We start from the raw sequence: 22,832 nt of genomic DNA on the forward strand, positions 1-22,832 counted from the left end.
ATGCGCGCCCTTTTTCAGCAGACCAAGGACTCTTGCATGACTCTCCAACGCTTCGCTCGCCGCATGGCGCTGCCCTCTCTCGTGATCGCCCTGGCCGCCGCCTTCGCGGGCACCGCGGCCCAGGCCCATGGCGCCCACGAGCCTCCGGCCGGCGCACGCCAGGACGTGGGCACCAGCCCCTGGGGGCCGGCCGACGAGATCGGCCGCCTGAACCTGATCACGCCGGCCTCGCGCGCGGCCATCCTGCAGCGCATCACGGGCGGGCAGGTCTATGACCTGGCCACCGAGTACTACGTGGGCATGCCCAGCTGGCAGGACGCGGGCGATCCGCACTACCAGTTCTGGATGACGCACACGCCGCGCGGCACCGTGGTGGACGACCCGATGAACGTGGGCAAGGACATGAACGCCACGCGCAGCTACACGGGCACGGCGTTTTCCATGTACAGCCACACGGGCACGCACATCGATGCGCTCAACCACTTCGGCATCCGCGGCAGGATCTGGAACGGCTTCAGCGCAGACCAGCATCTGGGCGACCGGGGCTGGCAGCGCACGGGCATAGAGAAATTCCCGCCGCTGGTGGCGCGCGGCGTGCTGATCGACGTGGCGGCCGCCAAGGGCCTGGAGATGCTGCCCGACCAGTACCGCATCACGCGCCAGGACCTCAAGGATGCGCTGGCACGCCAGAAGGTGACGCTGCAGGAGGGCGACATCGTGCTGGTGCGCACGGGCCGCATGAAGCTGTACGGCCAGCCCCAGGCCTACATGGCCAAGCCGCCGGGCCTGGGCCTGGATGCCGCACGCTTCCTGGTGGAGGAAGGCGGCGCCATGATCGTGGGCGCCGACAACCTGAGCCTGGAGACGTTCCCGTCCGAGGTGGACGACGACTACGTACCGCTGCACAGCTACCTGCTGGCGCAAAAGGGCGTGCCCATCATGGAGCTGGTGGCGCTGGACGACCTGTCGCGCGACAAGGTCTACGAGTTCGCCTTCATCGGCGGCCCGCTCAAGATCCGCGGCGGCGACGCCGCGCCGCTGCGGCCCATCGCCATTCCTGTGCGCTGAGCGGGGCGCGCCCCGCCCTGGCTCAGAGCGACCGGCCCATTTTGCTGAGGAAGCGCTCGCAGGCGTCGAGCTGGGCCAGCTCGACGAACTCGTCGGGCTTGTGCGCCTGCTCGATGGAGCCGGGGCCGCAGACCACGGTGGGAATGCCGGCGTTGTGGAACAGGCCGGCCTCGGTGCCGTAGGCCACCTTGCGCTTTTCCTGGTCGGCGGTCAGCGCACGCACCAGCTGGGTGATGGCGGCTTCTTCCGAGGCTTCCAGCGCGGGCGCGCTGGCGCCGGTCTCGATCTCGATGCGCGCGTCGGCGAACTCGGCGCGCATGCGCGGCAGCAGTTCGTCGCGCACATAGGACTCGACCTGGGCCTGGATGCCATCCACCGACATGCCGGGCAGGTTGCGGAATTCATAGGCGAATTCGCACAGCTCGGGGATGGTGTTGACCGCGATGCCACCCTGGATCTGGTTGGTGGTCATGGTGGTGAAGGGCACGTCGAAGAATTCGTCGTAGGGGCCGTGCGCCTTGAAGTGGTCGGCGATGTCCCGGATGCGACAGATCAGCCGCGCCGCGTACTCGATGGCATTGCTGCCGCGCGGCGTGAGCGACGAATGCGCGGCCTTGCCGTGCACGCGGCAGCGGTAGAGGTTGATGCCCTTGTGCGCCACCACGACCTGCATGCTGGTGGGCTCGCCGACCACGCAGCCGTCGAAGCGCGCGCCCTCGGCCTTGAGCTGGTTGATCATCACGGGCGCACCCGCGCAGCCGATTTCCTCGTCGTACGAGAAGGCCAGGTGCACGGGCCTGGCGCGCTGCGTGGCCAGGAATTCGGGCACCAGCGCCAGCGAGGCGGCGATGAAGCCCTTCATGTCGCAGCTGCCGCGACCATACAGGCGCCCGCCCTTTTCGGTGAGCGCAAAGGGGTTGGTGCTCCACTGCTGGCCATCGACCGGAACCACGTCGGTATGGCCGGACAGCACGATGCCACCCTGCGTTTCGCCGTTGTGGGCCGGCAAAGTGGCGAAGAGATTGGCCTTGGCGCCGTCCGGAGAGTGGAACAATCGGGCACTCACGCCCAGCGTGGCCAACTCATCGCGTACACACTCGATCAGCGCCAGGTTGGAGTTGCGGCTGGTGGTGTCGAATGCGACCAGTGTTTCCAGCCAGTCGCGGGTGTTTTTCCAGGTAGTCATGTGGTTCCATCTGCGCCATGGCCTGCGCCGCCCTTCGTGGACGACGCAGGCCATGGCATAGGCATTGCATATGGCGAAGCAGTGTACGCCCGGGTTGCGGCCCGGGCAGGCACGCCGACCCATGCCCCGGGCGTGACTGCCGTCTTTTCAATCCCTTTTCGGAAATGGACCCTGCTTTGACCAAGCAAACCGTCTCGACCCGCAACATCGTGGCTGCCGTCATCGGCAACGCGCTGGAGTGGTATGACTTCCTGGTGTTCGCCTTCATGACACCCATCGTCGCCAAGCTGTTCTTTCCCAGCAATCCCGACAATCCGGACGACAACATCAACCGCATCCTGATGACCACGGCCGTGTTCGGCGTGGGCTTCTTCATGCGGCCCGTGGGCGGCATCCTGCTGGGCCTGTACGGGGACCGCAAGGGCCGCAAGGCGGCCATGGTGATGGTGACGGGCCTGATGGCCGTGGCGATCGCGCTGATCACGCTGGCGCCCACCTATGCGGCCGTGGGCATCCTGGCGCCGCTGTTCATCGTGCTGGCACGGCTGCTGCAGGGCTTTGCGGCCGGCGGCGAGTTCGGCACGTCCACGGCACTGCTGATCGAGCTGGCACCGCCCGGCAAGCGCGGCTTCTATGGTTCCTGGCAGATGGCCGGCCAGATGCTGGCCCTGCTGATCGGCGCGGCCACGGGCACGCTGATCACCGAGATCTTCACCGAGGAGGAGCTGATGGCCTGGGCCTGGCGCGTGCCCTTCGCCGTGGGCCTGCTGATCGTTCCCGTGGCGCTGTACATCCGCCGCCATGTGGAGGAGCCCGAGGTCTTCAAGGAAATGCAGGCCGCGCAGGCCAGCGGCAAGGCGCGCCAGATCGGCATCATGGAGATGCTGCGCACGCATGCGCGCGAGACGCTGGTGGGCATGGGCCTGGTGGTCACGGCCACGGTGTCCATCTACATCACCTTCACCTATCTGGTGACCTATGCCACGGTGACGCTGAAGCTGCCCATGCGCGATGCCTTCATGGTGCAGATGGCCGGCGCCGCGCTGATGGTGGTGATCATGCCGTTCTTCGGCGCCCTGTCGGACCGCGTGGGCCGCCGCATGCTGACCATCGGCTCGCTGATCGGCTACCTGGTCGTGCTCTACCCGCTGTATGCCTGGCTGACGGACGGCCCCACGGTGCAGAAGCTGCTGATCACCCAACTGGTGGTCTGCGTGTTCGTGGCCGTGTTCTTCGGCGTGTTCAGCACGGTGATGGCCGAGCTGTTCCCGCCCCAGGTGCGTTCGGCCGGCATGTCCATGGCCTACAACGTGGCGGTGATGATCTTCGGCGGCTTCGCGCAGTTCATCGTGACCTGGCTGATCCGCTCCACGGGCTCGCCCATGGCGCCGGCCTTCTATGTGATGTTCGGCGTGACGCTGGGCCTGTTCGCGGCCTTCTTCATCAAGGACCGCGCGATGGAGCGCAACCTGCGCTGATCCCCGTGCGGTGCGCAAGGCACCGCGCCCGCGCATGCCCCGCATGCCCCGCATGCCCCGCCACGGGGCCTGCGCCCCGCCCGCGCACCCGCCTGCGCACCATGCGCGGGCATGACGGCCACCCGCCCTGCACCACGGCGGGGAGGCCCGCCCGCATCGGCGGATTTCATGCAGAAAAAGTCAGGGCTGATGCTCTCTGGAGTGCCGCAAATCTGCAGGGAATACCCTCTGCTGGCACGCGTTTCGCTTGTCTACATTCTTGCATGCAAGTTGTAAATCCACTTGCATACAAGATTCCACAACTTGCGAAAGACGACTATGCGCCGCTTTGCCAGATCACTGTTCGGACAGGTGGTGATCGCACTCATCCTGGGTGTGCTCGCCGGAATATTGGCCCCTGAATGGGCCGTGAAGCTCAAGCCCCTGGGCGATGGCTTCATCAAGCTCATCAAGATGATCATTCCCGTGCTGGTGTTCTGCGTGGTGGTGCACGGCATCGCGGGCGCAGGCGACCTCAAGCGCGTGGGCCGGGTCGGCGTCAAGTCGCTGATCTACTTCGAGGTGCTGACCACCATCGCCCTGGTGCTGGGCCTGGTGCTGGCCTTCGTGTTCCAGCCCGGCGCGGGCATGAACGTGGACCCGAGCAAGCTCGACGCCTCGGCCATGAGCGCCTACGCCAGCAACGCCGACAAGCTGACCAGCGGCGGCACGGTGGACTTCCTGATGAAGCTCATCCCCACCACCGTGGTGCAGGCCTTTGCCACGGGCGACGTGCTGCAGGTGCTGCTGTTCGCCGTGCTGTTCGGCTGCGCGCTGACCATGCTGGGCGAGCGCGGCGCGCCCGTGCATGCGCTGATCGACACGCTGTCGAACGTGCTGTTCAAGATCATGGGCATCCTCATCAAGCTGGCCCCGCTGGGCGTGCTGGGTGCGATCTCGTTCACCGTGGGCCAGTACGGCATCGGCTCGCTCAAGCAGCTGGGCATGCTGGTGCTGCTGTTCTACGTGGCGGTGATCTTCTTCGTCTTCGTGGTGCTGGGCCTGGTGATGCGCTTTTCGGGCTTCAGCCTGATCAAGCTGCTGCGCTACCTGCGCGAGGAGCTGATGGTGGTCTTTGCCACCACATCCTCGGACAGCGTGCTGCCCCAGATCATGGCCAAGCTGCGCAACTTGGGCGTGCGCGACTCCACCGTGGGCCTGGTGATTCCCACGGGCTACTCGTTCAACCTGGACGCCTTCTCCATCTACATCACGCTGGCGGCCGTGTTCATCGCCCAGGCCACGAACACGCCCATCGGCATGGCCGACCTGCTGACCATCCTGGCGATTGCGCTGGTGACCTCCAAGGGCGCCCACGGCGTGCCGGGCTCGGCCATCGTGGTGCTGGCGGCCACGCTGCATGCGATTCCGGCCATCCCCGCCATCGGCCTGGTGCTGGTGCTGTCGGTGGACTGGTTCATGGGCATTGCCCGCGCGCTGGGCAACCTGATCGGCAACTGCGTGGCCACCGTGGCCATCGCCGCCTGGGAAGGTGACATCGACCGCGAGCGCGCCCATGCCGTGCTCAACGGCCTGGCCGACAATCAGGGGCCCGACGCCGAGCCCTCCGCCGCCGCCGTCCCCGCAACCGTGACTCCTGCCCACCCTGCAACGCAATGACACCTGTAAGCCCCCAGCACATCGCCGAGCGCGTCGTCGAAGCCATCCTGGCCCAGAAACTGGCGCCCGGCGAACGGCTGGGGGAGCAGGAGCTGGCCGACAACTTCGCGGTCAGCCGCACCATGGTGCGCGAGGCGCTGATGCAACTGCAGGCGCGCGGCTTCGTGCAGGTGCAGCCCCGGCGCGGCTGGTACGTGGTCCAGCCCTCGGCCGAGGAGGCGCAGGACGCCTTTGCGGCGCGCCGCATCATCGAGACCGGCATCCTGGGCGAGGCCGGCCGCCCGATGCAAAGCGTGATCGGCCAGCTGCGCCGCCACATCGCCCAGGAGCAGGACGCCATTGCCGGCGCCGACGCGGCCACGCGCGCCTTCCTGCTGGCCGACTTCCACGTCTGCCTGGCCGAGCAGATGGGCCACCGCCTGCTGGCGCTCACGCTGCGCGACCTCACGGCGCGCACCACGCTGGCGGCCACATTGTTCCAGTCCACGCACAGCGCCAGCCAGTCCTGCGCCGAGCACGAGCGCATCGTCGAGGCGCTGGAGCGCGGCGATACCGAGGGCGCCAAGGCCCTGCTGCTGGAGCACATCGGCACGGTGGAACGCTCGCTGGAGATCCGCCCGAGCGAGGCGCCCGACGCCAGCGACCGCCTGCGCGCCACGCTGGCGCCCCTGTTCGGGGGATAACCCTGTGTCGGAGGGTCGGCAAATTTCCACCGACCGTCGCTAAAACGCCAATCTGGCTCATAGGGGGCGCACTGTCATGGTGCCGACACGGCTGACTGCATACGCTGCTGAGTTGGCGCATTGCGCGCCGTTCATCAACCCACCACTGCTTCGGATATGACCCAACGTCCTATGTCCTTTTCCCGCACTCCCCTGCTCGCGTCCCTGTGCGCGGCTGCAGTCCTCACGGCCTGCGGCGGTGACGGCGGCTCGTTCTACCTCACGCTCGACGGAAAGCAGCCCCAGGTGATCGCCCACCGCGGCTTCTCGGGCAAGTTCCCAGAGCAGACGCGCATGGCCTACGAGGCCGCCGCCGATGCAGGCGCGGACATGCTCGAACTCGACATGCACATGACGAAGGACTGCCAGCTGGTCGCCCGCCACAACGCCTGGCTCAGCGACAGCACCAACGTGGCTGACGTGGCCAAGACCAATGCCGAAGTGGCACGCCGCCAGCGCACCACGGCCGGCGTGCTGGTCAACGTGAAGTACCCCGCCGTACCTGCCAACGGCCCCTCGCAATACCTGAGCGACCAGCTCGATGCCAACGATCCCAAGTCCGTGCTCAAGGCCCTGGTGGTCGATGGCGAGGACCACCGCAACGACTGGTCCATCAGCGACTTCACGCTGCAGGAGCTGCGCACCTGGCTGACCGGCACCATCCTGGACAACCGCAGCGAGCGCCCCACCGAGTGGAACGGCAAGCTGCCCCTGATCAGCGCCCAGGACGTGCTGGACATCGCCGCCGCCAAGGGCAAGGCCCTGGGCCGCACCATCCCCGTCTACGCCGAGACCAAGAACCCCTACTGGAACAACCAGCAGGCGATCGCCAACGGCTGCGGCGCGCCCGGCTCGCGCCCGTTTGAAGACGCGGTGATCAAGCTGCTGGACCAGAACAAGCTCAACGCCAAGGACTCGGCCATCTACATCCAGAGCTTCGACCCGGCCAGCCTCAAGTACCTGCGCCAGGCCGGCATGAAGGCCAAGGGTGTGCAGCTGATCGACGGCAACGACTTCAGCCTGCGCGACGGCTCCATGGTCTACATCACCAACGATGAGTGGACCTTCATCAGCGGCCGCCCCTACAGCTGGACCCTGGCCGGCGACGCCCGCACCTTCGCCGCCATGCTCACGCCCGCAGGCCTGGCCGACATCAAGACCTATGCAGACGGCATCGGCCCCTGGAAGCCCCAGGTCCTGGCCCACTCCGTCGTGCCCTACAAGGACGGCGCCGGCCTCAAGGACGTGAACACCGTCAAGGACACGGGCCTGATCCGCGACGCCCACAAGGCCGGCCTGATCGTGCACAGCTTCACCTTCCGCAACGAGCCAGGCCGCCTGGCCGGCCTGTACAAGGGCGACCCCGTGCAGGAATACCTGACCTACTACCGCCTGGGCATCGACGGCGTGTTCACCGACTTCACGGACACGGCCGTGGCGGCGCGCAAGGCGTACAACAAGGAAATCGGGCTCTGAAACTCCCATCCCGCTGACCCATGACAAGGCGCCTCGTGCGCCTTGTTTTTTTGGACCCTGGCAGTGGGCATATTCAGGCGCCCTCATCCATGGCAATCAGGTATACCTGAATGCAATTGCAGCGAATTGGTATACAAGATCGTTACAGCATGTCGCAAAAACACGTTCCCTCCAACTTGCCTCCGAGGCAATAAGCGCATTAAGCTGCCCCGATCTCTGATCCAGATGAAGCTTATAAATCTGGATGGCATCAAACCGTGGTTACCGAGAAATTCGACTGATGCGACTTTAGAAAATTGGAGGGACAGTTTGTGATACCAGATATGGAGTTTGATGGGCAAAAGCTGACATGGAATGGTTCCGGTAGCTTCAAGGCAACGACAGGACTTCCAGGTTTTCAAATGCCAGAAAATCAGTGCATCAAAGACAGCGGACCAATTCCGGAGGGGGTGTACAAGGTGCTCGTCACCGATCGTGGGGCGGCGAAGGACGACGGTGCGGGAAGATGCAACCTTTCTCCCGGATGGGGAGTCCAGACGATTCCACGCGGAGCTACCGCTGGCAGCTGCGAAGCCTATTGGGCAAACTGGGGGCAGAACCGGGCACGGATGGAGCCCGCCGACGCTCAAACGCGCATCGCTTGCAACCCCGTTCGCAGCGGCTTTTATCTGCATGATTCAACCAAAGGCTTCAGCCACGGCTGTATTGAGGTTGAGCATAGATTCTTCCCGATTCTTCGGTCGAAGGCGAAGTCCAGTTCACGTAGCTATTTCATCCTGAAAGTCAATTACGTCCCGGCAAGAGTGACAAACGGAGGCACACGTGCATAGCATGGCTCGATTTTTAATATGGTCTGCCTTGTTCGGCGGATCCGCCTTTGCTGCCCATGCCGACCAGATAACGTTTCAGAACGATCTTTCAGCCTGCGTGTCGATCACGGCGACGAAGACTTCCACAGAGTCCAATGTGGTGTGGGCGAACACCCGTGTTCAACTGCGCAAATCGATTGGAGAGTGCGGATGCCTTTCGGCTCTGGCGACCTACACGAGCAGCGTGAACCGAGGGGGCGTCCGGCAGGTACTGCAGGAAGGCCTGATCGACCTGGGCAGCGGGGGGGAGAGAAAACTCGTCCTTGCGACCGACCCGGCCCTGGTCGCCAACAAGGAGGTGCGGGTTCGGCTGGCGTGCACCGGGCCCTTGTAGGGCATCCTGGCCCCGGCAGCATCGGCGCGCGCTTGAACGCTCAGCCGGATCACATCTTCTGATCGACTGCCTGCGCCGCTGGCACGCCCTGTCCGCTATTCCAGTCAAAGATGAATGTCTTTGTCCAAAATAGCGAAAAATCGCACGCCTGACCGGCGTAGCCAAGCCAGCGGTCAACCCAATATCAGGCGAGATTCGGCGCCAGCAACCGGCGCAGTTCCTCGATGTCCATGCCCCGGCGCGCGGCCATGTCGGCGAGCTGGTCCTCGCCGATCTCGCCGACGTTGAAATAGACGGCGTCGGGGTGGCCGATGTAGAAGCCGCTGACGCTGGAGGCCGGGTTCATGGCCAGGCTTTCGGTCAGCGTCATGCCGATCTCGTCGGCCTTGAGCACGGCGAACAGGTCGGTCTTGGCGCTGTGGTCGGGACAGGCCGGGTAGCCGGGCGCGGGGCGCACTCCCTTGTACTGTTCCTTGATCAGCGCTTCGTTGCTGAGGTCCTCATCGGGCGCATAGCCCCACAGGTCCTTGCGCACGCGCTGGTGCAGGCATTCGGCGAAGGCCTCGGCCAGGCGGTCGGCCAGGGCCTTGAACATGATGCCGGAGTAGTCGTCCAGCGCGTCTTCGAACTCCTTGTCCTTCTTCTCGGCGCCGATGCCGGCCGTGACGGCGAACAGGCCCGCGTAGTCCTGGATGCCCGATTCCTTGGTGGCCACGAAGTCGGACAGGCAGCGGCTGGGGCGCATCACGGGCTGGCCATCCGGGCCTTCCACCATCTGCTTTTCGGTCTGCTGGCGCATGCCGTACCAGGTCATCAGCACCTGGCTGCGGGACTCGTCGGCGTAGAACTCGATGTCATCGCCCACGCGGTTGGCAGGGAACAGGCCGATGGCGCCGTTGGCCTGCAGCCAGCGGCCTTCGATGATCTTCTTGAGCATGGCCTGGCCGTCGGCCAGCACCTTGCGCGCCTCGACGCCAACGATCTCGTCGTCGAGGATGGCCGGATAGGGGCCGGCCAGGTCCCAGGTCTGGAAGAACGGGCCCCAGTCGATGTATTCGGCGATCTCGGCCAGGTCGAAGTTGCGGAACACGCGCCGGCCCAGGGCGCGCGGCGCCACGGGGGCCTGGGAAAAGTCCACGGGCGTGGCGTTGGCGCGGGCCTTTGCCAGTGGCCACAGCGGCGTCTTCTTCTTGTTGGCGTGCTGGGTGCGGACCTTGTCGTAGTCGGCCTGGATCTCGGCCAGGTAGTTGCCCTTGTTCTCGCCCAGCAGGCTCTGGGCCACGCTGACGCTGCGCGAGGCATCGGGCACGTAGACCACGGGGCCTTCGTACTTGGGCGCGATCTTGACGGCGGTGTGCACGCGCGAGCAGGTGGCGCCGCCGATCAGCAGCGGAATCTTCTTGATGCGGAAGTAGTCGTCCTTGTGCATCTCGCCGGCGACGTATTGCATCTCTTCGAGGCTGGGCGTGATCAGGCCCGACAGGCCGATGATGTCCGCGCCCTCGGCCTTGGCCCGGGCCAGGATCTCATGGCAGGGCACCATCACGCCCATGTTGATGACCTCGAAGTTGTTGCACTGCAGGACCACGGTGACGATGTTCTTGCCGATGTCGTGCACATCGCCCTTGACGGTGGCGATGACGATCTTGCCCTTGCTGGACACGTCCAGGCCCGCCGCTTCCTGCTGGCGCTTTTCCTCTTCGATGTAGGGCACGAGGTGGGCCACGGCCTGCTTCATCACGCGCGCCGACTTGACCACCTGGGGCAGGAACATCTTGCCGGCGCCGAACAGGTCGCCCACGATGTTCATGCCGTCCATGAGCGGGCCTTCGATCACGTGCAGCGGGCGGCCGCCGCCCTTGACCACGATCTGCTGGTAGGCCTCTTCGGTGTCGGCGACGATGAAGTCGGTGATGCCGTGCACCAGGGCGTGCGACAGGCGCTCGCCCACGGTCTTCGGGTTCTCGGGCGTGCCGCGCCATTCGAGCTTCTTGCTGTCGTCCTTGGCGGCGCCCTTGGCGGCGTCGGCAATCTCCAGCAGGCGCTCGGCGGCGTCAGGGCGGCGGTTGAGCACCACGTCTTCCACACGCTCGCGCAGCTGGGGCTCCAGGTCGTCATAGACGCCGACCATGCCGGCGTTGACGATGCCCATGTCCATGCCCGCCGAGATGGCGTGGTACAGGAACACGGTGTGGATGGCCTCGCGCACGGGGTCGTTGCCGCGGAAGCTGAAGCTCACGTTGGAGACGCCGCCCGAGACCTTGGCGCCGGGCAGATTCTTCTTGATCCAGCGCACGGCCTCGATGAAGTCCACGGCGTAGTTGTCGTGTTCCTCGATGCCGGTGGCCACGGCGAAGATGTTGGGGTCGAAGACGATGTCCTCGGGCGGGAAGCCCACCTCGTCCACCAGGATGCGGTAGGCGCGCTCGCAGATCTCGATCTTGCGCTGGTAGGTGTCGGCCTGGCCCTTCTCGTCGAAGGCCATGACCACGGCGGCCGCGCCGTAGCGCCTGATCAGCCGGGCCTGGCGCTTGAATTCATCCAGGCCTTCCTTCATGGAGATGGAGTTGACGATGCCCTTGCCCTGCAGGCAGCGCAGTCCGGCCTCGATGACTTCCCACTTGGAGCTGTCCACCATGACCGGCACCTTGGCGATATCGGGCTCGGAGGCGATGAGGTTCAGGAAGCGCACCATGGCGGCCTTGCTGTCGAGCATGGCCTCGTCCATGTTCACGTCGATGACCTGGGCGCCGTTTTCCACCTGCTGGCGTGCCACGGACAGCGCTTCCTCGTACTGCTCGTTGAGGATCATGCGCGCAAAGGCCTTGGAGCCCGTGACGTTGGTGCGCTCGCCCACGTTGACGAACAGCGTGCCCTCGCCGATGGAGACAGGCTCCAGGCCCGACAGACGCATGGGAGGGGGAGTGAAAGAGGACGACATCAAGCTCACCTGCAAAAACGGCATGGCAACAGGTGAGCGTCGTTGGCACCGTGGGCGCGGTCCGGCCGGGAACCTGCACCTGGCCCAAGCCTGACGCGGCACGCGATCCGGTGTACGGATGGGCGGGTGCCGCGCTGCAACGCTCCTCGGGCCAAAGCCCGGGATTCTACGGCGGCTGGCGGCGGCCTGCAGTGCGGGTTTTACGCCCGCATTCGGGGCAGGCCTGCACAAAGCCATGCGGCACTGCACCAAAGCGCGGCAGCGCGGGCCGCCGGCGCCGCCTTCGAGCCGGATTGTGGATGCCCCATCGCCCCGGATTCTTTGCAGCGCCTGAGGACAACGCTCCTTTTTTTGCATCTGGCACGCAATTCGCTATCTGCTGGGTACGTGGTCTGACCAGTCAGGCCAAAACCCTCCACCCGCGCCAGCCCATGCAAAGCATTCCGATCTCGATGGCCCAGACGCTGCAGCAGCACATCCTGAGCGGCCACTACCCCGGCGGCAGCCAGCTGCCGCCGCAGCGCGAGCTGGCCCGGCAGTTGGGCATCAGCCGCGCTTCGCTGCGCGAGGCGCTGTCCATGCTGGAGGCCCTGGGGCTGGTCGAGATCCAGCCGGGCAAGGGCGTGCGCATCAACGGCCCGCACAGCGGCCGTGCACGCATGCACCGCGCCTATGCCACCCCGGCGCTGGGCACGCTGTCGCCGCGCCAGCTGATCGAGCTGCGCCTGGTGCTGGAGCCGGGCTGGGCCGCGCTGGCGGCCGTGCGCGCCGACGACAGCGGCCTGCGCCAGCTGCAATGGACCCAGTCCCAGCTGGCCCATGCCCTCGCCCGCAGCGACCTGCTGGCCGCCGCCGACGCCGATCTGCAGTTCCACCTGCTGCTGGCCCAGCTGTCGGGCAACCCGGGCCTGGTGGCCATGGCGCGCCAGCTGGAGCTGGCCATCAGCCACAGCCTGCGCCTGCCCTTTGCCTGGAGCGGCGCCGACGACCAGCCCGTGCGCGAGCACGACGCCATCGTGCAGGCCGTCTGCGCGGGCGATGCGCCGGGTGCCGCGGGCGCCATGCGCGCCCACCTGCTGTCGGCCGCAAGGCGCAGCGGCATCGATCTCGACACACCGGACGACGCGGCGGCGCCCGACGCAACGGCGCCCGATACATCTGCGCCCGACCCTGACCCGCTTTCCTTTCGCCTCACCCCACCTTCCGAAGGAGCTTTCGCATGACTTCCCCCCTGACACCCCGCCGCGCATTCATCCGCACCGCCCTGGCCGCCGCCACCCTGGCCGCTGCCGGCCTGGGCGGCGCAGCCCATGCCGACATGCTGGCCAACATCCAGAAGGCCGGCGTGCTGCGCGTGGCGATTCCGCAGGACTTCCCGCCCTTCGGCTCGCTGGGCACCGACCTGAAGCTGCAGGGCTATGACATCGACATGGCGGCCCTGGTCGCCCAGGAGCTGGGCGTGAAGGTGGAGCTGGTGCCCGTGACCAGCACCAACCGCATCCCCTTCCTGACCACGGGCAAGGCCGACATCGTCATCTCCAGCCTGGGCAAGAACGCCGAGCGCGCCAAGGTGATCGACTTCACCCAGGCCTATGCGCCCTTCCCCAAGAGCGTCTACGGCCCCAAGGACGTGAGCATCAAGGCCCCTGCCGACCTGGCCGGCAAGACCGTGGGCGTGACGCGCGGCTCCACCGAGGACCTGGCCCTCACGCAGGTGGCGCCGGCCTCGGCCACCATCAAGCGCTACGAGGACAACAACGCCACCGCGCAAAGCTATCTGACGGGCCAGGTGCAGTTGGTGACGCTGGGCAACATCGTGGCCAACGCCGTCAACGAGCGCACCAGGCTGCGCCAGCTGGACGTGAAGTTCGCGGTCGAGGACACGCCCTGCTACATCGGCGTGGCCAAGGGCGAGCCGGCGCTGCTGCAGAAGGTGGACGCCATCATCACCAAGCTCAAGGCCGACGGCCGCCTGACCAGCCTGTCCCAGCGCTGGATGAAGATGCCGCTGCCCGCCACCCTGTAACCGCTGCGCCCCTGTTCCCGGAAATCCTTCCATGGCCTATCAATTCGACTTCGGTGCCGTGTTCGACTACAGCGGCCTGCTGGCACAGGGCGCAGGCTTCACGCTGGCGCTGACGGCGGCGGGCGCCGTGCTGGGCGGCGCCATCGGCGTGGCCGGCGGCGTCAGCCGCGCCTGGCGCATTGCGCCGCTGCACTGGCTGTTCAAGGTGTACGTGGAGGGCATACGCAACACGCCCTTCCTGGTGCAGCTGATGTTCGTGTTCTTCGGCCTGCCTTCGCTGGGCGTGCAGATCAACGAATGGCAGGCCTGCCTGCTGACCACGGTGATCAACCTGGGCGCCTACATCACCGAGATCGTGCGCGCCGGCATCCAGGAGACGCCGCGCGGCCAGCTGGAAGCCGCTGGCGCGCTGGGCATGGGCCGCTGGGCGGTCTTCCGCCATGTGGTGCTGCGCCCTGCGCTGCAGCGGGTCTGGCCCTCGCTGAGCAGCCAGATCGTGATCGTGATGCTGGGCACCTCGGTGGTCTCGCAGATCGCCGCCCAGGACCTGACGTTTGCGGCCAACTTCATCCAGTCGCGCAACTTCCGCGCGTTCGAGACCTACCTGGTGGTGACGGCGGCGTACTTCGTGCTGGCCCTGGCACTGCGCCAGTTGCTGGCCTGGATAGGCCAGCGCTTCGTGGTGGGCCGCCGCACGCCGCGTGCAACCCTGCCCGCTGCACCTGCTGCACCTGCAACCACCGCCGGAGACGCCGCATGATTGCCGACATTCCCCTGCTGCCCATCCTGGCCAAGCTGGCCGAAGGCCTGCTGGCCACGCTGGCGCTGTCGCTGCTGGCCTTCGTGCTGGGCGGCGCCACCGGATTGCTGGTGCTGTTCGCCCGCGTGGGCCGCAGCCAGAACCTGCGCCGCCTGGCCAAGGCCTATATCCAGGCCTTCCAGAACACGCCGCTGCTGATGCAGATGTTCATCGTGTTCTTCGGCTCGTCCATGGCCGGCCTGGACATCTCGCCCTGGACGGCGGCCGCCATCGGCCTGACGCTGTACACCAGCGCCTACCTGGCCGAGGTCTGGCGCGGCTGCGTGGAGTCCATCCCCCGCGGCCAGTGGGAAGCCTCCTCCAGCCTGGCCATGGGCTACCTGCAGCAGATGCGCCATGTGGTGCTGCCGCAGGCGCTGCGCCTGTCGATAGCGCCCACGGTCGGCTTCTCGGTACAGATCATCAAGGGCACGGCCGTGGCCTCGATCATCGGCTTCAGCGAGCTGACCAAGCTCGGCTCCATGCTGGCCAACGCCACCTTCCAGCCCTTCCTCATCTACGGCCTGGTCGCCGCAGGCTACTTCCTGCTGTGCTGGCCCTTGTCCCTCTACGCATCCCATCTGGAGAAGAAACTCTATGCCGCTCGTTGATGTGCGCGCCGTTCACAAGCATTACGGCAACAACCATGTGCTCAAGGGCGTGGACCTGAGCGTGGACAGCGGCCAGGTGGTGGCCATCATCGGCCGCAGCGGCTCGGGCAAGAGCACGCTGCTGCGCTCCATCAACGGGCTGGAGGCCATCCAGTCCGGCCAGATCGTGGTGGACGACGCCGTGCTCAAGGGCTCGGAGGGCAGCGCGCCCTCGCCCGCCCAGCTGCGCGCGCTGCGCCTGAACGTGGGCATGGTGTTCCAGCAGTTCAACCTGTTCCCCCACCTGACGGCGGGCGAGAACGTGGCCCTGTCGCCCACCGTGGTCAAGGGCGTGAAAAAGCCCGAGGCGGCGGCGCTGGCGCGCCAGATGCTGGCCAAGGTCGGCCTTGGCGACAAGTACGACAGCTACCCCGACCAGCTCAGCGGCGGCCAGCAGCAGCGCGTGGCCATTGCACGCGCGCTGGCCATGCAGCCCAAGGTGCTGCTGTGCGACGAGATCACCTCGGCCCTGGACCCGGAACTGGTCAACGAGGTGCTGGCCGTTGTCAAGCAGCTCGCCGCCGAGGGCATGACGCTGATCATGGTCACGCACGAGATGCGCTTTGCCCGCGACGTGGGCGACCAGCTGGTGTTCATGCACCAGGGCCTGATCCACGAAAGCGGCCCGGCCAAGCAGCTGTTCGCCAACCCGCAGACGCCGGAGCTGGCGGGCTTCATCGGCGCCGTGCACTGAGCGGTACGCCCAGGCAGGACAAAGGCCCGCGTCGCGGGCCTTTGTCATTGGTGCGGCGCAGGGTCCGCGGTCAGTGGCTGATCATCCAGGGCCGCTTGGTCGGGAAGGTCTTGGCACCGTTGGGCGCCGTGACCGTGGAGCCGCGCTTGCTGGCGCCGCTGCAGCAGCCGCAGCCCGAAGGGTGGCGCATGCGCGCGTAGCTGCCCTCGGCCACATCGCGTGAGCGCCTGGGCTCGTGCCGGGCGCGCTCGTTGGTGTCATGGGCGCGGCGCTGTTCGGGGCTGGTGCAGGCCAGGCGCGGGGCGCTGACGAAGACGCGGGGCGAGGCCGCCTCGCAGCTGGGGCAGGGCGCGGGCTCGTTGCGCTGCGAGAGGCTGCGCAGCGCGTCGAAGCCGCCGCATGCGGTGCAGTGGTAGTCATAGGTGGGCATGGGCGGCCTCTGGCGGATGGTGGATGGCGGGTGTCGTATGCCGGGCTTACTTGTCCTGGGCGATGGGCAGGTCCACCCCGCCCGTGATGATCTTCTGTGGTCCCTCGGCCGTGGGATTGATGTCGAAGTCGAAGATCTCCGTGGGCAGCCACAGCGTGGCGCAGGCATTGGGCACGTCCACCACGCCGCTGATGTGGCCCTGCACGGGCGCCGTGCCCAGCAGCGAGTAGGCCTGGGCGCCGCTGTAGCCGAATTTCTTCAGGTACTCGATGGCGTTCAGGCAGGCCTGGCGGTAGGCCACGGTCACGTCCAGGTAGTGCTGCTTGCCCTTTTCGTCCACCGAGATGCCTTCGAAGATCAGGTAGTCCTTGTAGTTGGGCGTCATGGGGCTGGGCTTGAAGATGGGGTTCTTGATGCCGTACTTGGCCATGCCGCCCTTGATCAGCGAGACCTTCATGTGCACCCAGCCGGCCATCTCGATGGCGCCGCAGAAGGTGATCTCGCCATCGCCCTGGCTGAAGTGCAGGTCGCCCACGCTCAGGCCCGCGCCGTCCACGTAGACGGGGAAGAACACGCGCGAGCCGCGCGAGAGGTCCTTGATGTCGCAGTTGCCGCCATGCTCGCGCGGCGGCACGGTGCGTGCGCCTTCGGCGGCGGCCTTGTCGCGCGCCTCGCCCTGCATCTGGCCCATGTGGGCGGTGGTGGCGTTGGGCGGGTTGGCCAGGCCGGGGATGCGGTCGGGGTCGGTGGCGATGAGGCCGGTCTCGCGCTCATTCCAGCTGGCCAGCATCTTGGGGTCGGGCAGGCAGCCGATCAGTCCCGGGTGGATGAGGCCTGCGAAGTTGACGCCGGGGATGTGGCGGCTCTTGGTGAACATGCCGTGGAAGTCCCAGATGGATTTCTGGGCCAGCGGGAAATGCTCGTCCAGGAAGCCGCCGCCATTCTGCTTGGAGAAAAAGCCGTTGAAGCCCCAGAGGCTGTCGTCGCGCGCGCCGATGTCCAGCAGGTCCACCACCAGCAGGTCGCCGGGCTGCGCGCCCTTCACGCCCACGGGGCCGGACAGGAAGTGGACGGTGGACAGGTCCACGTCGCGCACGTCTTCGGCGCTGTTGTCGTTCTTGATGGCGCCGCCGGTCCAGTCATAGGTCTCCAGCTTGAACTCCGCGCCCGGCTCCACCCAGACCGCCATGGGAATGTCGGGATGCCAGCGGTTGTGCACCTGCGGGTTGTCGTAGGGGGACTGGTTGAGATCGACCTTGATCAGGGTTTCGGCCATGGTGTGCTCCTTGCGATGGCAGTGGGAAAAAACGGATCAGACGGAGAGGTAGGACTTGATGCGCTGCTCGTCGGTATCGGCACGCGCGGTTTCATGTACCAATCTCCCGCCCTCGATGACGAACAGCCGGTCGGCCACATCCATGGCGAAGGAAAGCACCTGTTCGCTGACCACGATGGTGATGCGGCGCAGCTTGCGGATCTCGTTGAGCGCCTTGGCGATGTCCTTGATGATGGAAGGCTGTATGCCCTCGGTGGGCTCGTCCAGCAGCAGCACCTTGGGGTCGGTGACCAGGGCGCGCGCAATGGCCAGCTGCTGCTGCTGCCCGCCCGAGAGGTTGCCGCCCTTGCGCCGGCGCATGTCCCAGAGCACGGGGAACAGGGCGTAGATGTCGTCGGGCACCTGGCGCGTCTTCGCGTTCTCCAGGCCCGTCTGTATGTTCTCTTCCACGGTCAGCGTGGGGAAGATCATGCGGCCCTGGGGCACGTAGGCAATGCCCTTGGCCACGCGCCGGAAGCTCTCGTCCTTCGTGACGTCCTGGCCGGCCACGGTGATCTGGCCGCTCTTGGCGGGCATGACGCCCATCAGGCTTTTGAACAGCGTGGTCTTGCCCATGCCGTTGCGGCCCATGATGGCCACGGTTTCGTTCTCGCGGCCCTCGAAGCTGATGCCGTGCAGCGCCTCGCTCTGGCCATAGGCCACGTACAGATCCTTGACTTGCAGCATGTGAATTCCTTGTGCGTGCCTCAGTGGCCGAGGTAGACGTCGATGACCTTGGGGTCGGCCTGCACCTTGTCCATGGGACCCTCGGCGAGGATCTTTCCCTGGTGCATGACGGTGACCTTGTGCGCGATGCGCGCCACGAACTCCATGTCGTGCTCGATGACGATGACGGAGCGGTTCTTGCAGATGCGCTGCAGCAGCTCGGCCGTCAGTTCGCGCTCGCGGGCGCTCATGCCGGCGATGGGCTCGTCCAGCATCAGCAGCTCGGGCTCCTGCATGAGCAGCATGCCGATCTCCAGCCACTGCTTCTGGCCATGGCTGAGCAGGCCGGCCTCGGTGTCCAGGCGCTCGTCCAGGCCGATGTCGGCGGCCACGGCCTGCACGCGATCGCGCACCGCCTCCGTGCACTTGAAGGCCAGCGCGCCGAAGACCGAGCGGCCTTGCGGGTAGGAGACCTCCAGGTTCTGGAAGACCGACAGGTTCTCGTAGATGGACGGCGTCTGGAACTTGCGCCCGATCCCCAGGCGCACGCGCTTGTGCTCGGCCATGCGCGTGAGTTCCTCGTTCTTGAACTTGATGCTGCCGGCCGTGGCGCGGGTCTTGCCGCAGATCAGGTCCAGCAGCGTGGTCTTGCCCGCGCCGTTGGGGCCGATGATGACGCGCAGCTCGTTCTTGTCGATGTACAGGTTCAGCGCGTCGATGGCCTTGAAGCCGTCGAAGGAGACCGTCAGGTCTTCCACGGCCAGCGTGAAGTCGGTATTGCTCATGGTGTGCTCCCGCTGTGGTTCAGGCGCCCTGGCGGCCCATGCCTTCGGACATGGCGGACGTGGGCTTGGTGGCGGCCGGAGCCGGGGCAGGTGCTGCCTGGGCTCCCTGCGCTGCGGCAGGCGCTGCGCCAGGTGCCGTGCCCTTGCGGCGGCTGTTCCACCAGGGAACGATGCGGCTTTCCCACAGGCCGGCCAGCCCCATCGGGAAGGCCATCGTCACGCCGATGAACAGGCCCGCCATGAGGAACAGCCACAGATCCGGGAAGCTCTCCGAGAAATAGGTCTTGCCCGCGTTGACCAGCAGCGTGCCGTACACGGCGCCCACCAGGCTCATGCGCCCGCCCACGGCGGCGTAGATCACCATTTCGATGGAGGGCACGATGCCCACGAAGCTGGGCGACATGAAGCCCACCTGCAGCGTGAACAGCGCGCCGCCCACGCCCGACAGCGCAGCGGCCAGGCAGAACACGAAGACCTTGAAATTGGCCACGTCGTAGCCGGAAAAGCGCACGCGGTCTTCCTTGTCGCGCATGGCCAGCAGCAGGGTGCCCACCTTGCCCGTCTGTATCCAGCGGCACAGCACGATGGCGCCGATCAGCAGGGCCACGCAGACGTAGTAGAGGATGTACTTGGCGCTGTCCGTGCGCGTGTCCCAGCCCCACAGGGTCTTGAGGTCGGTCATGCCGTTGACGCCGCCCGTGTAGCCCTGCTGGCCGATGATGAGCACGGTGACGATCAGCGCCACGGCCTGCGTGATGATGGCGAAGTACACCCCGCCCACGCGGCGCTTGAACATGGCGAAGCTGATGAGCCAGGCCAGCAGCGTGGGCACGGCGATGACGGCGGCCAGCGAGAACGGCAGGCTCTTGAAGGGCAGCCAGAACGAGGGCAGCTCGGTCAGCTGGTTCCAGTCCATGAAGTCGGGGATGCCGGGCGTGGACTGGATCTTGGTGCTGATGGGGTCGGACGCCTCCAGCTTCAGGAACATGGCCATGGCGTAGCCGCCCAGGCCGAAGAACACGCCCTGGCCCAGGCTGAGCACGCCGCCATAGCCCCAGACCATGACCAGGCCGATGGCGACGAAGGCATAGGTCAGGTACTTGCCGACCAGGTTGAGGCGGAAGATGTCCAGCGCCAGGGGCAGCACCACCGCCAGCAGGACGGTGAGCAGCACCAGGCTGGCGAGCTGGTAGCGCTGTATCCAGGCTTTGAGGGCTTGCATGGAATGACTCCGGTGAACTCAGGGGAAATCGGGGGAACGCGGGGGAATTCGTGGACAGGGCCGGCGCCGGGATCAGCGCCGCACCTTGGAAGCGAACAGGCCCTGGGGACGCAGCATCAGGATGAAGACGATCAGCGACAGCGTGATCACCTTGGCCATGGAGCCCGCGAGGAAGAACTCGGTGATGGACTGCGTCTGCGCAATGCCGAAGGCCGAGACCACGGTGCCCAGCAGGCTGGCCGCGCCTCCGAAGGTGACCACCAGGAAGGCGTCCACGATGTACAGCGAGCCCGAGGTGGGGCCGGTGGAGCCGATGGTGGTGAAGGCCGCGCCCGCCACGCCTGCGATGCCGCAGCCGATGGCAAAGGTCAGGCGGTCGGTCTTCTTGGTGTCGATGCCGATGGCATTGGCCATCACGCGGTTGCTGACCGTGGCACGCACGCGCAGGCCCCAGCGGCTCTTGTGCAGCGCGATCAGCACGCCGGCCGTGACCACCGCGGTCAGCGCCAGCACGAACAGGCCGTTGATGGGAATGTCCAGCCCCTCGGCCGGCGCCCACGAGCCCATCAGCCAGTCAGGCAGGGTGGGGCTGACTTCCTTGGGTCCGATGAAGGTGCGAAAGCACTGCTGCAGCGCCAGGCTCACGCCCCAGGTGGCCAGCAGCGTGTCCAGCGGGCGCTTGTAGAGGTGGCGGATCAGCCCCCACTCCACCAGCCAGCCGGCCGCGAAGGCGAACAGGAAGGCGGCCACGATGGCCAGCGGGAAGTAGTAGGGCATGAACTCGGGCGCGTGCTGCGCCGTGAGCGTGGAGCCCAGGTAGATGGTGTAGGCGCCGATGGTCATGAACTCGCCATGCGCCATGTTGATCACGCCCATCTGGCCAAAGATGATGGCCAGGCCCAGGCCCATCAGCAGCAGCACGGCGAACAGGCTCAGCCCCGCGAAGCCCTGCATCAGGCCGATGTTCATCATGTCGGAAAAACTCATGGTGCTGCTCCTGCGCGCAAGCCAATCGGGAGAGGGGGAAACGGTTCACGCGGCGGCCCGCCCACCAGGCCGCAGGCCGCCACGCATCACCTGCCTGAACGGATCAGGACTTACTGGTAACCCTTGGGGAAGGGATCGGGTTTGATCAATTCCGGAGATTCCGAGACCACCTTGAACGTGCCGTCCGGCTGCCCCACGGCAATGCGCGACTTGCTCCACAGGTGGTGGTTGGCGTCCACCTTCACGTAGCCTTCGGGCGCGGTCTTGAGTTCCAGCCCCGGCGATGCGGCCACCACCTTGTCCACGTCGAAGCTCTTGGCCTTTTCCACGGCGGCCTTCCACAGCCAGGGGCCCAGGTAGCCGGCCTGGGTGACGTCGCCGATGACGGCATTGGGGCCGTACTTGGCCTTGAAGGCGGCCACGAACTTCTTGTTGTTCTCGTTGTCCAGCGTCTGGAAGTACTTCATCGAGGAGTAAAAACCCGTGAAGTTTTCGCCGCCCACGCCGGTCATCTCGTCCTCGGTCACCGACAGCGTGACCAGCAATTGCTTGTCACCCGTGATGCCTGCGGCCTTGAGCGCCTTGTAGAAGGCCACGTTGGAGCCGCCCACCACGGCCACGAAGATGCAGTCCGGCTTTTGCAGCTTGATCTTGTTGACCAGCGAGCCGAAGTTGGTGCTGCCCAGCGGGTAGTACTCCTCGCCGACGACCTTGCCCTTCTGGAAGTTCTCGATGTGCTTGCGCGCGATCTTCATGGAGGTGCGCGGCCAGATGTAGTCCGAGCCGATCAGGAAGAAGGTCTTGGCCTTTTTCTCGGCCTTGGCCCAGTCCAGGCTGTACAGGATCTGCTGCGTGGCTTCCTGGCCCGTGTAGATCACGTTCTTGGACTGCTCCAGGCCTTCGTAGAAGGTGGGGTAGTACAGCAGGCCGTTTTCCTTCTCGAACACGGGCAGCACGGCCTTGCGCGAGGCGCTGGTCCAGCAGCCGAAGACGGCGGCGCAGCGGTCGTTGATGAGCAGTTTCTTGGACTTCTCGGCGAAGGTGGGCCAGTCGGAGGCGCCGTCTTCCTTGATCACGCGGATCTTGCGGCCCAGGATGCCGCCCATGGCGTTGATCTGGTCGATGGCCAGTTGCTCGGCCTGGATGGATCCGGTCTCGGAGATCGCCATGGTGCCCGTGGCCGAGTGCAGCTGGCCCACGACGACCTCGGTGTCGGTCACGGCCAGCTTGGTGGTGTTGACCTGGGCCGTGGGCTGGGCGAAGGACCAGGCCGGCAGCCCGGCCACCGAGGCGGCGCCAAGCGCCTGCAGGACGCGGCGGCGGCCCATTTCCGTGCCGGGGGAACCAGGTGTGCGGGGGTCGGAGGGGTGGCTCATGGTGACTCTCCTGTAAGGATCGGTTGGGTGATCTGCAAGTGGCTGAAAACTGGCGTTGCGGTTACGGCTTGTTTCCGCGCTGGGTCCAAGATTAGGAAGAACCCTTGAAACCGCCCATACGTCAATTGACGTAGCCATCTGCGTACGCA

General features: G+C 66.1%; 21 protein-coding genes and 1 riboswitch. Of the genes, 12 read left to right on the plus strand and 9 right to left on the minus strand.

From position 1 onward, the window contains the following. Nucleotides 1-36 precede the first annotated feature (36 nt). Entirely contained in the window at nt 37-1,068 is a 1,032-nt protein-coding gene (locus A4F85_RS22690; RefSeq protein ID WP_063328061.1) for a cyclase family protein, read from the plus strand. Between the two features lie 22 nt (nt 1,069-1,090). On the opposite strand, the gene argE is transcribed toward A4F85_RS22690, so the two are convergent. Next, nucleotides 1,091-2,254, minus strand: a complete 1,164-nt coding sequence (argE, locus tag A4F85_RS22695; protein WP_063327759.1) for an acetylornithine deacetylase — start codon at nt 2,252-2,254, stop codon at nt 1,091-1,093. Between the two features lie 164 nt (nt 2,255-2,418). On the opposite strand from argE, the gene A4F85_RS22700 reads away from it, so the two are divergent. The 6 genes from A4F85_RS22700 to A4F85_RS22720 all read left to right on the plus strand — a co-directional run bounded on the left by A4F85_RS22700 (nt 2,419) and on the right by A4F85_RS22720 (nt 8,792). Further along, nucleotides 2,419-3,732 carry an MFS transporter gene (locus A4F85_RS22700; RefSeq protein ID WP_012202177.1) on the plus strand — a complete coding sequence of 438 codons (1,314 nt, stop codon included), beginning with the start codon at nt 2,419-2,421 and terminating at the stop codon, nt 3,730-3,732. A 318-nt stretch (nt 3,733-4,050) separates the two neighbouring features. Beyond that, complete coding sequence (locus tag A4F85_RS22705) at nt 4,051-5,391, plus strand: C4-dicarboxylate transporter DctA (protein WP_063327760.1); 1,341 nt, start codon at nt 4,051-4,053, stop codon at nt 5,389-5,391. Continuing rightward, nucleotides 5,388-6,074, plus strand: coding sequence for a GntR family transcriptional regulator (locus A4F85_RS22710; protein WP_063327761.1), 687 nt, complete (start codon nt 5,388-5,390; stop codon nt 6,072-6,074). The genes A4F85_RS22705 and A4F85_RS22710 overlap by 4 nt, the downstream gene beginning before the upstream one ends. A gap of 171 nt (nt 6,075-6,245) precedes the next feature. After that, a complete protein-coding gene (locus A4F85_RS22715; protein WP_063327762.1) occupies nt 6,246-7,589 on the plus strand; it encodes a glycerophosphodiester phosphodiesterase family protein in 1,344 nt (447 codons plus the stop codon). Nucleotides 7,590-7,912: 323 nt separating this feature from the next. Beyond that, nucleotides 7,913-8,419, plus strand: coding sequence for a tlde1 domain-containing protein (locus tag A4F85_RS29845; protein WP_082848242.1), 507 nt, complete (start codon nt 7,913-7,915; stop codon nt 8,417-8,419). A gap of 1 nt (nt 8,420) precedes the next feature. Continuing rightward, nucleotides 8,421-8,792 carry a DUF2195 family protein gene (locus A4F85_RS22720; protein WP_026062624.1) on the plus strand — a complete coding sequence of 124 codons (372 nt, stop codon included), beginning with the start codon at nt 8,421-8,423 and terminating at the stop codon, nt 8,790-8,792. A 184-nt stretch (nt 8,793-8,976) separates the two neighbouring features. Here the strand turns inward: A4F85_RS22720 and metH are convergent, their stop codons facing one another. Beyond that, the gene (gene metH, locus A4F85_RS22725) at nt 8,977-11,733 is read right to left on the minus strand and encodes a methionine synthase (RefSeq protein ID WP_231890598.1); all 2,757 of its coding nucleotides are present in this window, start codon (nt 11,731-11,733) and stop codon (nt 8,977-8,979) included. Nucleotides 11,734-11,760: 27 nt separating this feature from the next. Then, nucleotides 11,761-11,887: riboswitch (S-adenosyl-L-homocysteine riboswitch) on the minus strand. A gap of 277 nt (nt 11,888-12,164) precedes the next feature. Here metH and A4F85_RS22730 point away from each other — a divergent pair. Genes A4F85_RS22730 through A4F85_RS22750 form a run of 5 tightly spaced genes read left to right on the plus strand, consistent with a single transcriptional unit; the run spans nt 12,165 to nt 15,902 of the window. Next, nucleotides 12,165-12,956, plus strand: a complete 792-nt coding sequence (locus tag A4F85_RS22730) for a FadR/GntR family transcriptional regulator (RefSeq protein WP_063327763.1) — start codon at nt 12,165-12,167, stop codon at nt 12,954-12,956. Then, nucleotides 12,953-13,759 carry a transporter substrate-binding domain-containing protein gene (locus tag A4F85_RS22735; protein ID WP_063327764.1) on the plus strand — a complete coding sequence of 269 codons (807 nt, stop codon included), beginning with the start codon at nt 12,953-12,955 and terminating at the stop codon, nt 13,757-13,759. Before A4F85_RS22730 ends, A4F85_RS22735 begins: the two co-directional genes overlap by 4 nt. Nucleotides 13,760-13,790: 31 nt before the next feature. Further along, nucleotides 13,791-14,519, plus strand: a complete 729-nt coding sequence (locus A4F85_RS22740; protein ID WP_063327765.1) for an amino acid ABC transporter permease — start codon at nt 13,791-13,793, stop codon at nt 14,517-14,519. Further along, a complete protein-coding gene (locus A4F85_RS22745; protein ID WP_063327766.1) occupies nt 14,516-15,169 on the plus strand; it encodes an amino acid ABC transporter permease in 654 nt (217 codons plus the stop codon). The genes A4F85_RS22740 and A4F85_RS22745 overlap by 4 nt, the downstream gene beginning before the upstream one ends. Continuing rightward, nucleotides 15,156-15,902, plus strand: coding sequence for an amino acid ABC transporter ATP-binding protein (locus A4F85_RS22750; RefSeq protein ID WP_012202166.1), 747 nt, complete (start codon nt 15,156-15,158; stop codon nt 15,900-15,902). The genes A4F85_RS22745 and A4F85_RS22750 overlap by 14 nt, the downstream gene beginning before the upstream one ends. A 70-nt stretch (nt 15,903-15,972) precedes the next feature. On the opposite strand, the gene A4F85_RS22755 is transcribed toward A4F85_RS22750, so the two are convergent. The 7 genes from A4F85_RS22755 to urtA form a co-directional block, all read right to left on the minus strand. Further along, a complete protein-coding gene (locus A4F85_RS22755) occupies nt 15,973-16,332 on the minus strand; it encodes an FmdB family zinc ribbon protein (RefSeq protein ID WP_012202165.1) in 360 nt (119 codons plus the stop codon). A 46-nt stretch (nt 16,333-16,378) separates the two neighbouring features. Next, the gene (gene fmdA, locus A4F85_RS22760) at nt 16,379-17,608 is read right to left on the minus strand and encodes a formamidase (RefSeq protein WP_063327767.1); all 1,230 of its coding nucleotides are present in this window, start codon (nt 17,606-17,608) and stop codon (nt 16,379-16,381) included. A 36-nt stretch (nt 17,609-17,644) separates the two neighbouring features. Next, nucleotides 17,645-18,334 (minus strand): urea ABC transporter ATP-binding subunit UrtE, encoded by a 690-nt coding sequence (gene urtE / locus A4F85_RS22765; RefSeq protein WP_012202163.1) that lies wholly within the window; start codon nt 18,332-18,334, stop codon nt 17,645-17,647. A gap of 20 nt (nt 18,335-18,354) precedes the next feature. Beyond that, nucleotides 18,355-19,098: an urea ABC transporter ATP-binding protein UrtD gene (gene urtD / locus A4F85_RS22770; RefSeq protein WP_012202162.1), complete on the minus strand. Its 744-nt coding sequence runs from the start codon at nt 19,096-19,098 to the stop codon at nt 18,355-18,357. A 19-nt stretch (nt 19,099-19,117) separates the two neighbouring features. Next, nucleotides 19,118-20,320 (minus strand): urea ABC transporter permease subunit UrtC, encoded by a 1,203-nt coding sequence (gene urtC / locus A4F85_RS22775; RefSeq protein ID WP_063327768.1) that lies wholly within the window; start codon nt 20,318-20,320, stop codon nt 19,118-19,120. Between the two features lie 72 nt (nt 20,321-20,392). Beyond that, nucleotides 20,393-21,307, minus strand: a complete 915-nt coding sequence (gene urtB / locus A4F85_RS22780) for an urea ABC transporter permease subunit UrtB (protein WP_013800106.1) — start codon at nt 21,305-21,307, stop codon at nt 20,393-20,395. Between the two features lie 110 nt (nt 21,308-21,417). Continuing rightward, nucleotides 21,418-22,683 carry an urea ABC transporter substrate-binding protein gene (urtA, locus tag A4F85_RS22785; protein WP_012202159.1) on the minus strand — a complete coding sequence of 422 codons (1,266 nt, stop codon included), beginning with the start codon at nt 22,681-22,683 and terminating at the stop codon, nt 21,418-21,420. Nucleotides 22,684-22,832 lie beyond the last annotated feature (149 nt).

The organism is Delftia sp. GW456-R20, from assembly GCF_001622915.1.
Taxonomy (GTDB): Bacteria; Pseudomonadota; Gammaproteobacteria; order Burkholderiales; family Burkholderiaceae_C; genus Comamonas; species Comamonas acidovorans.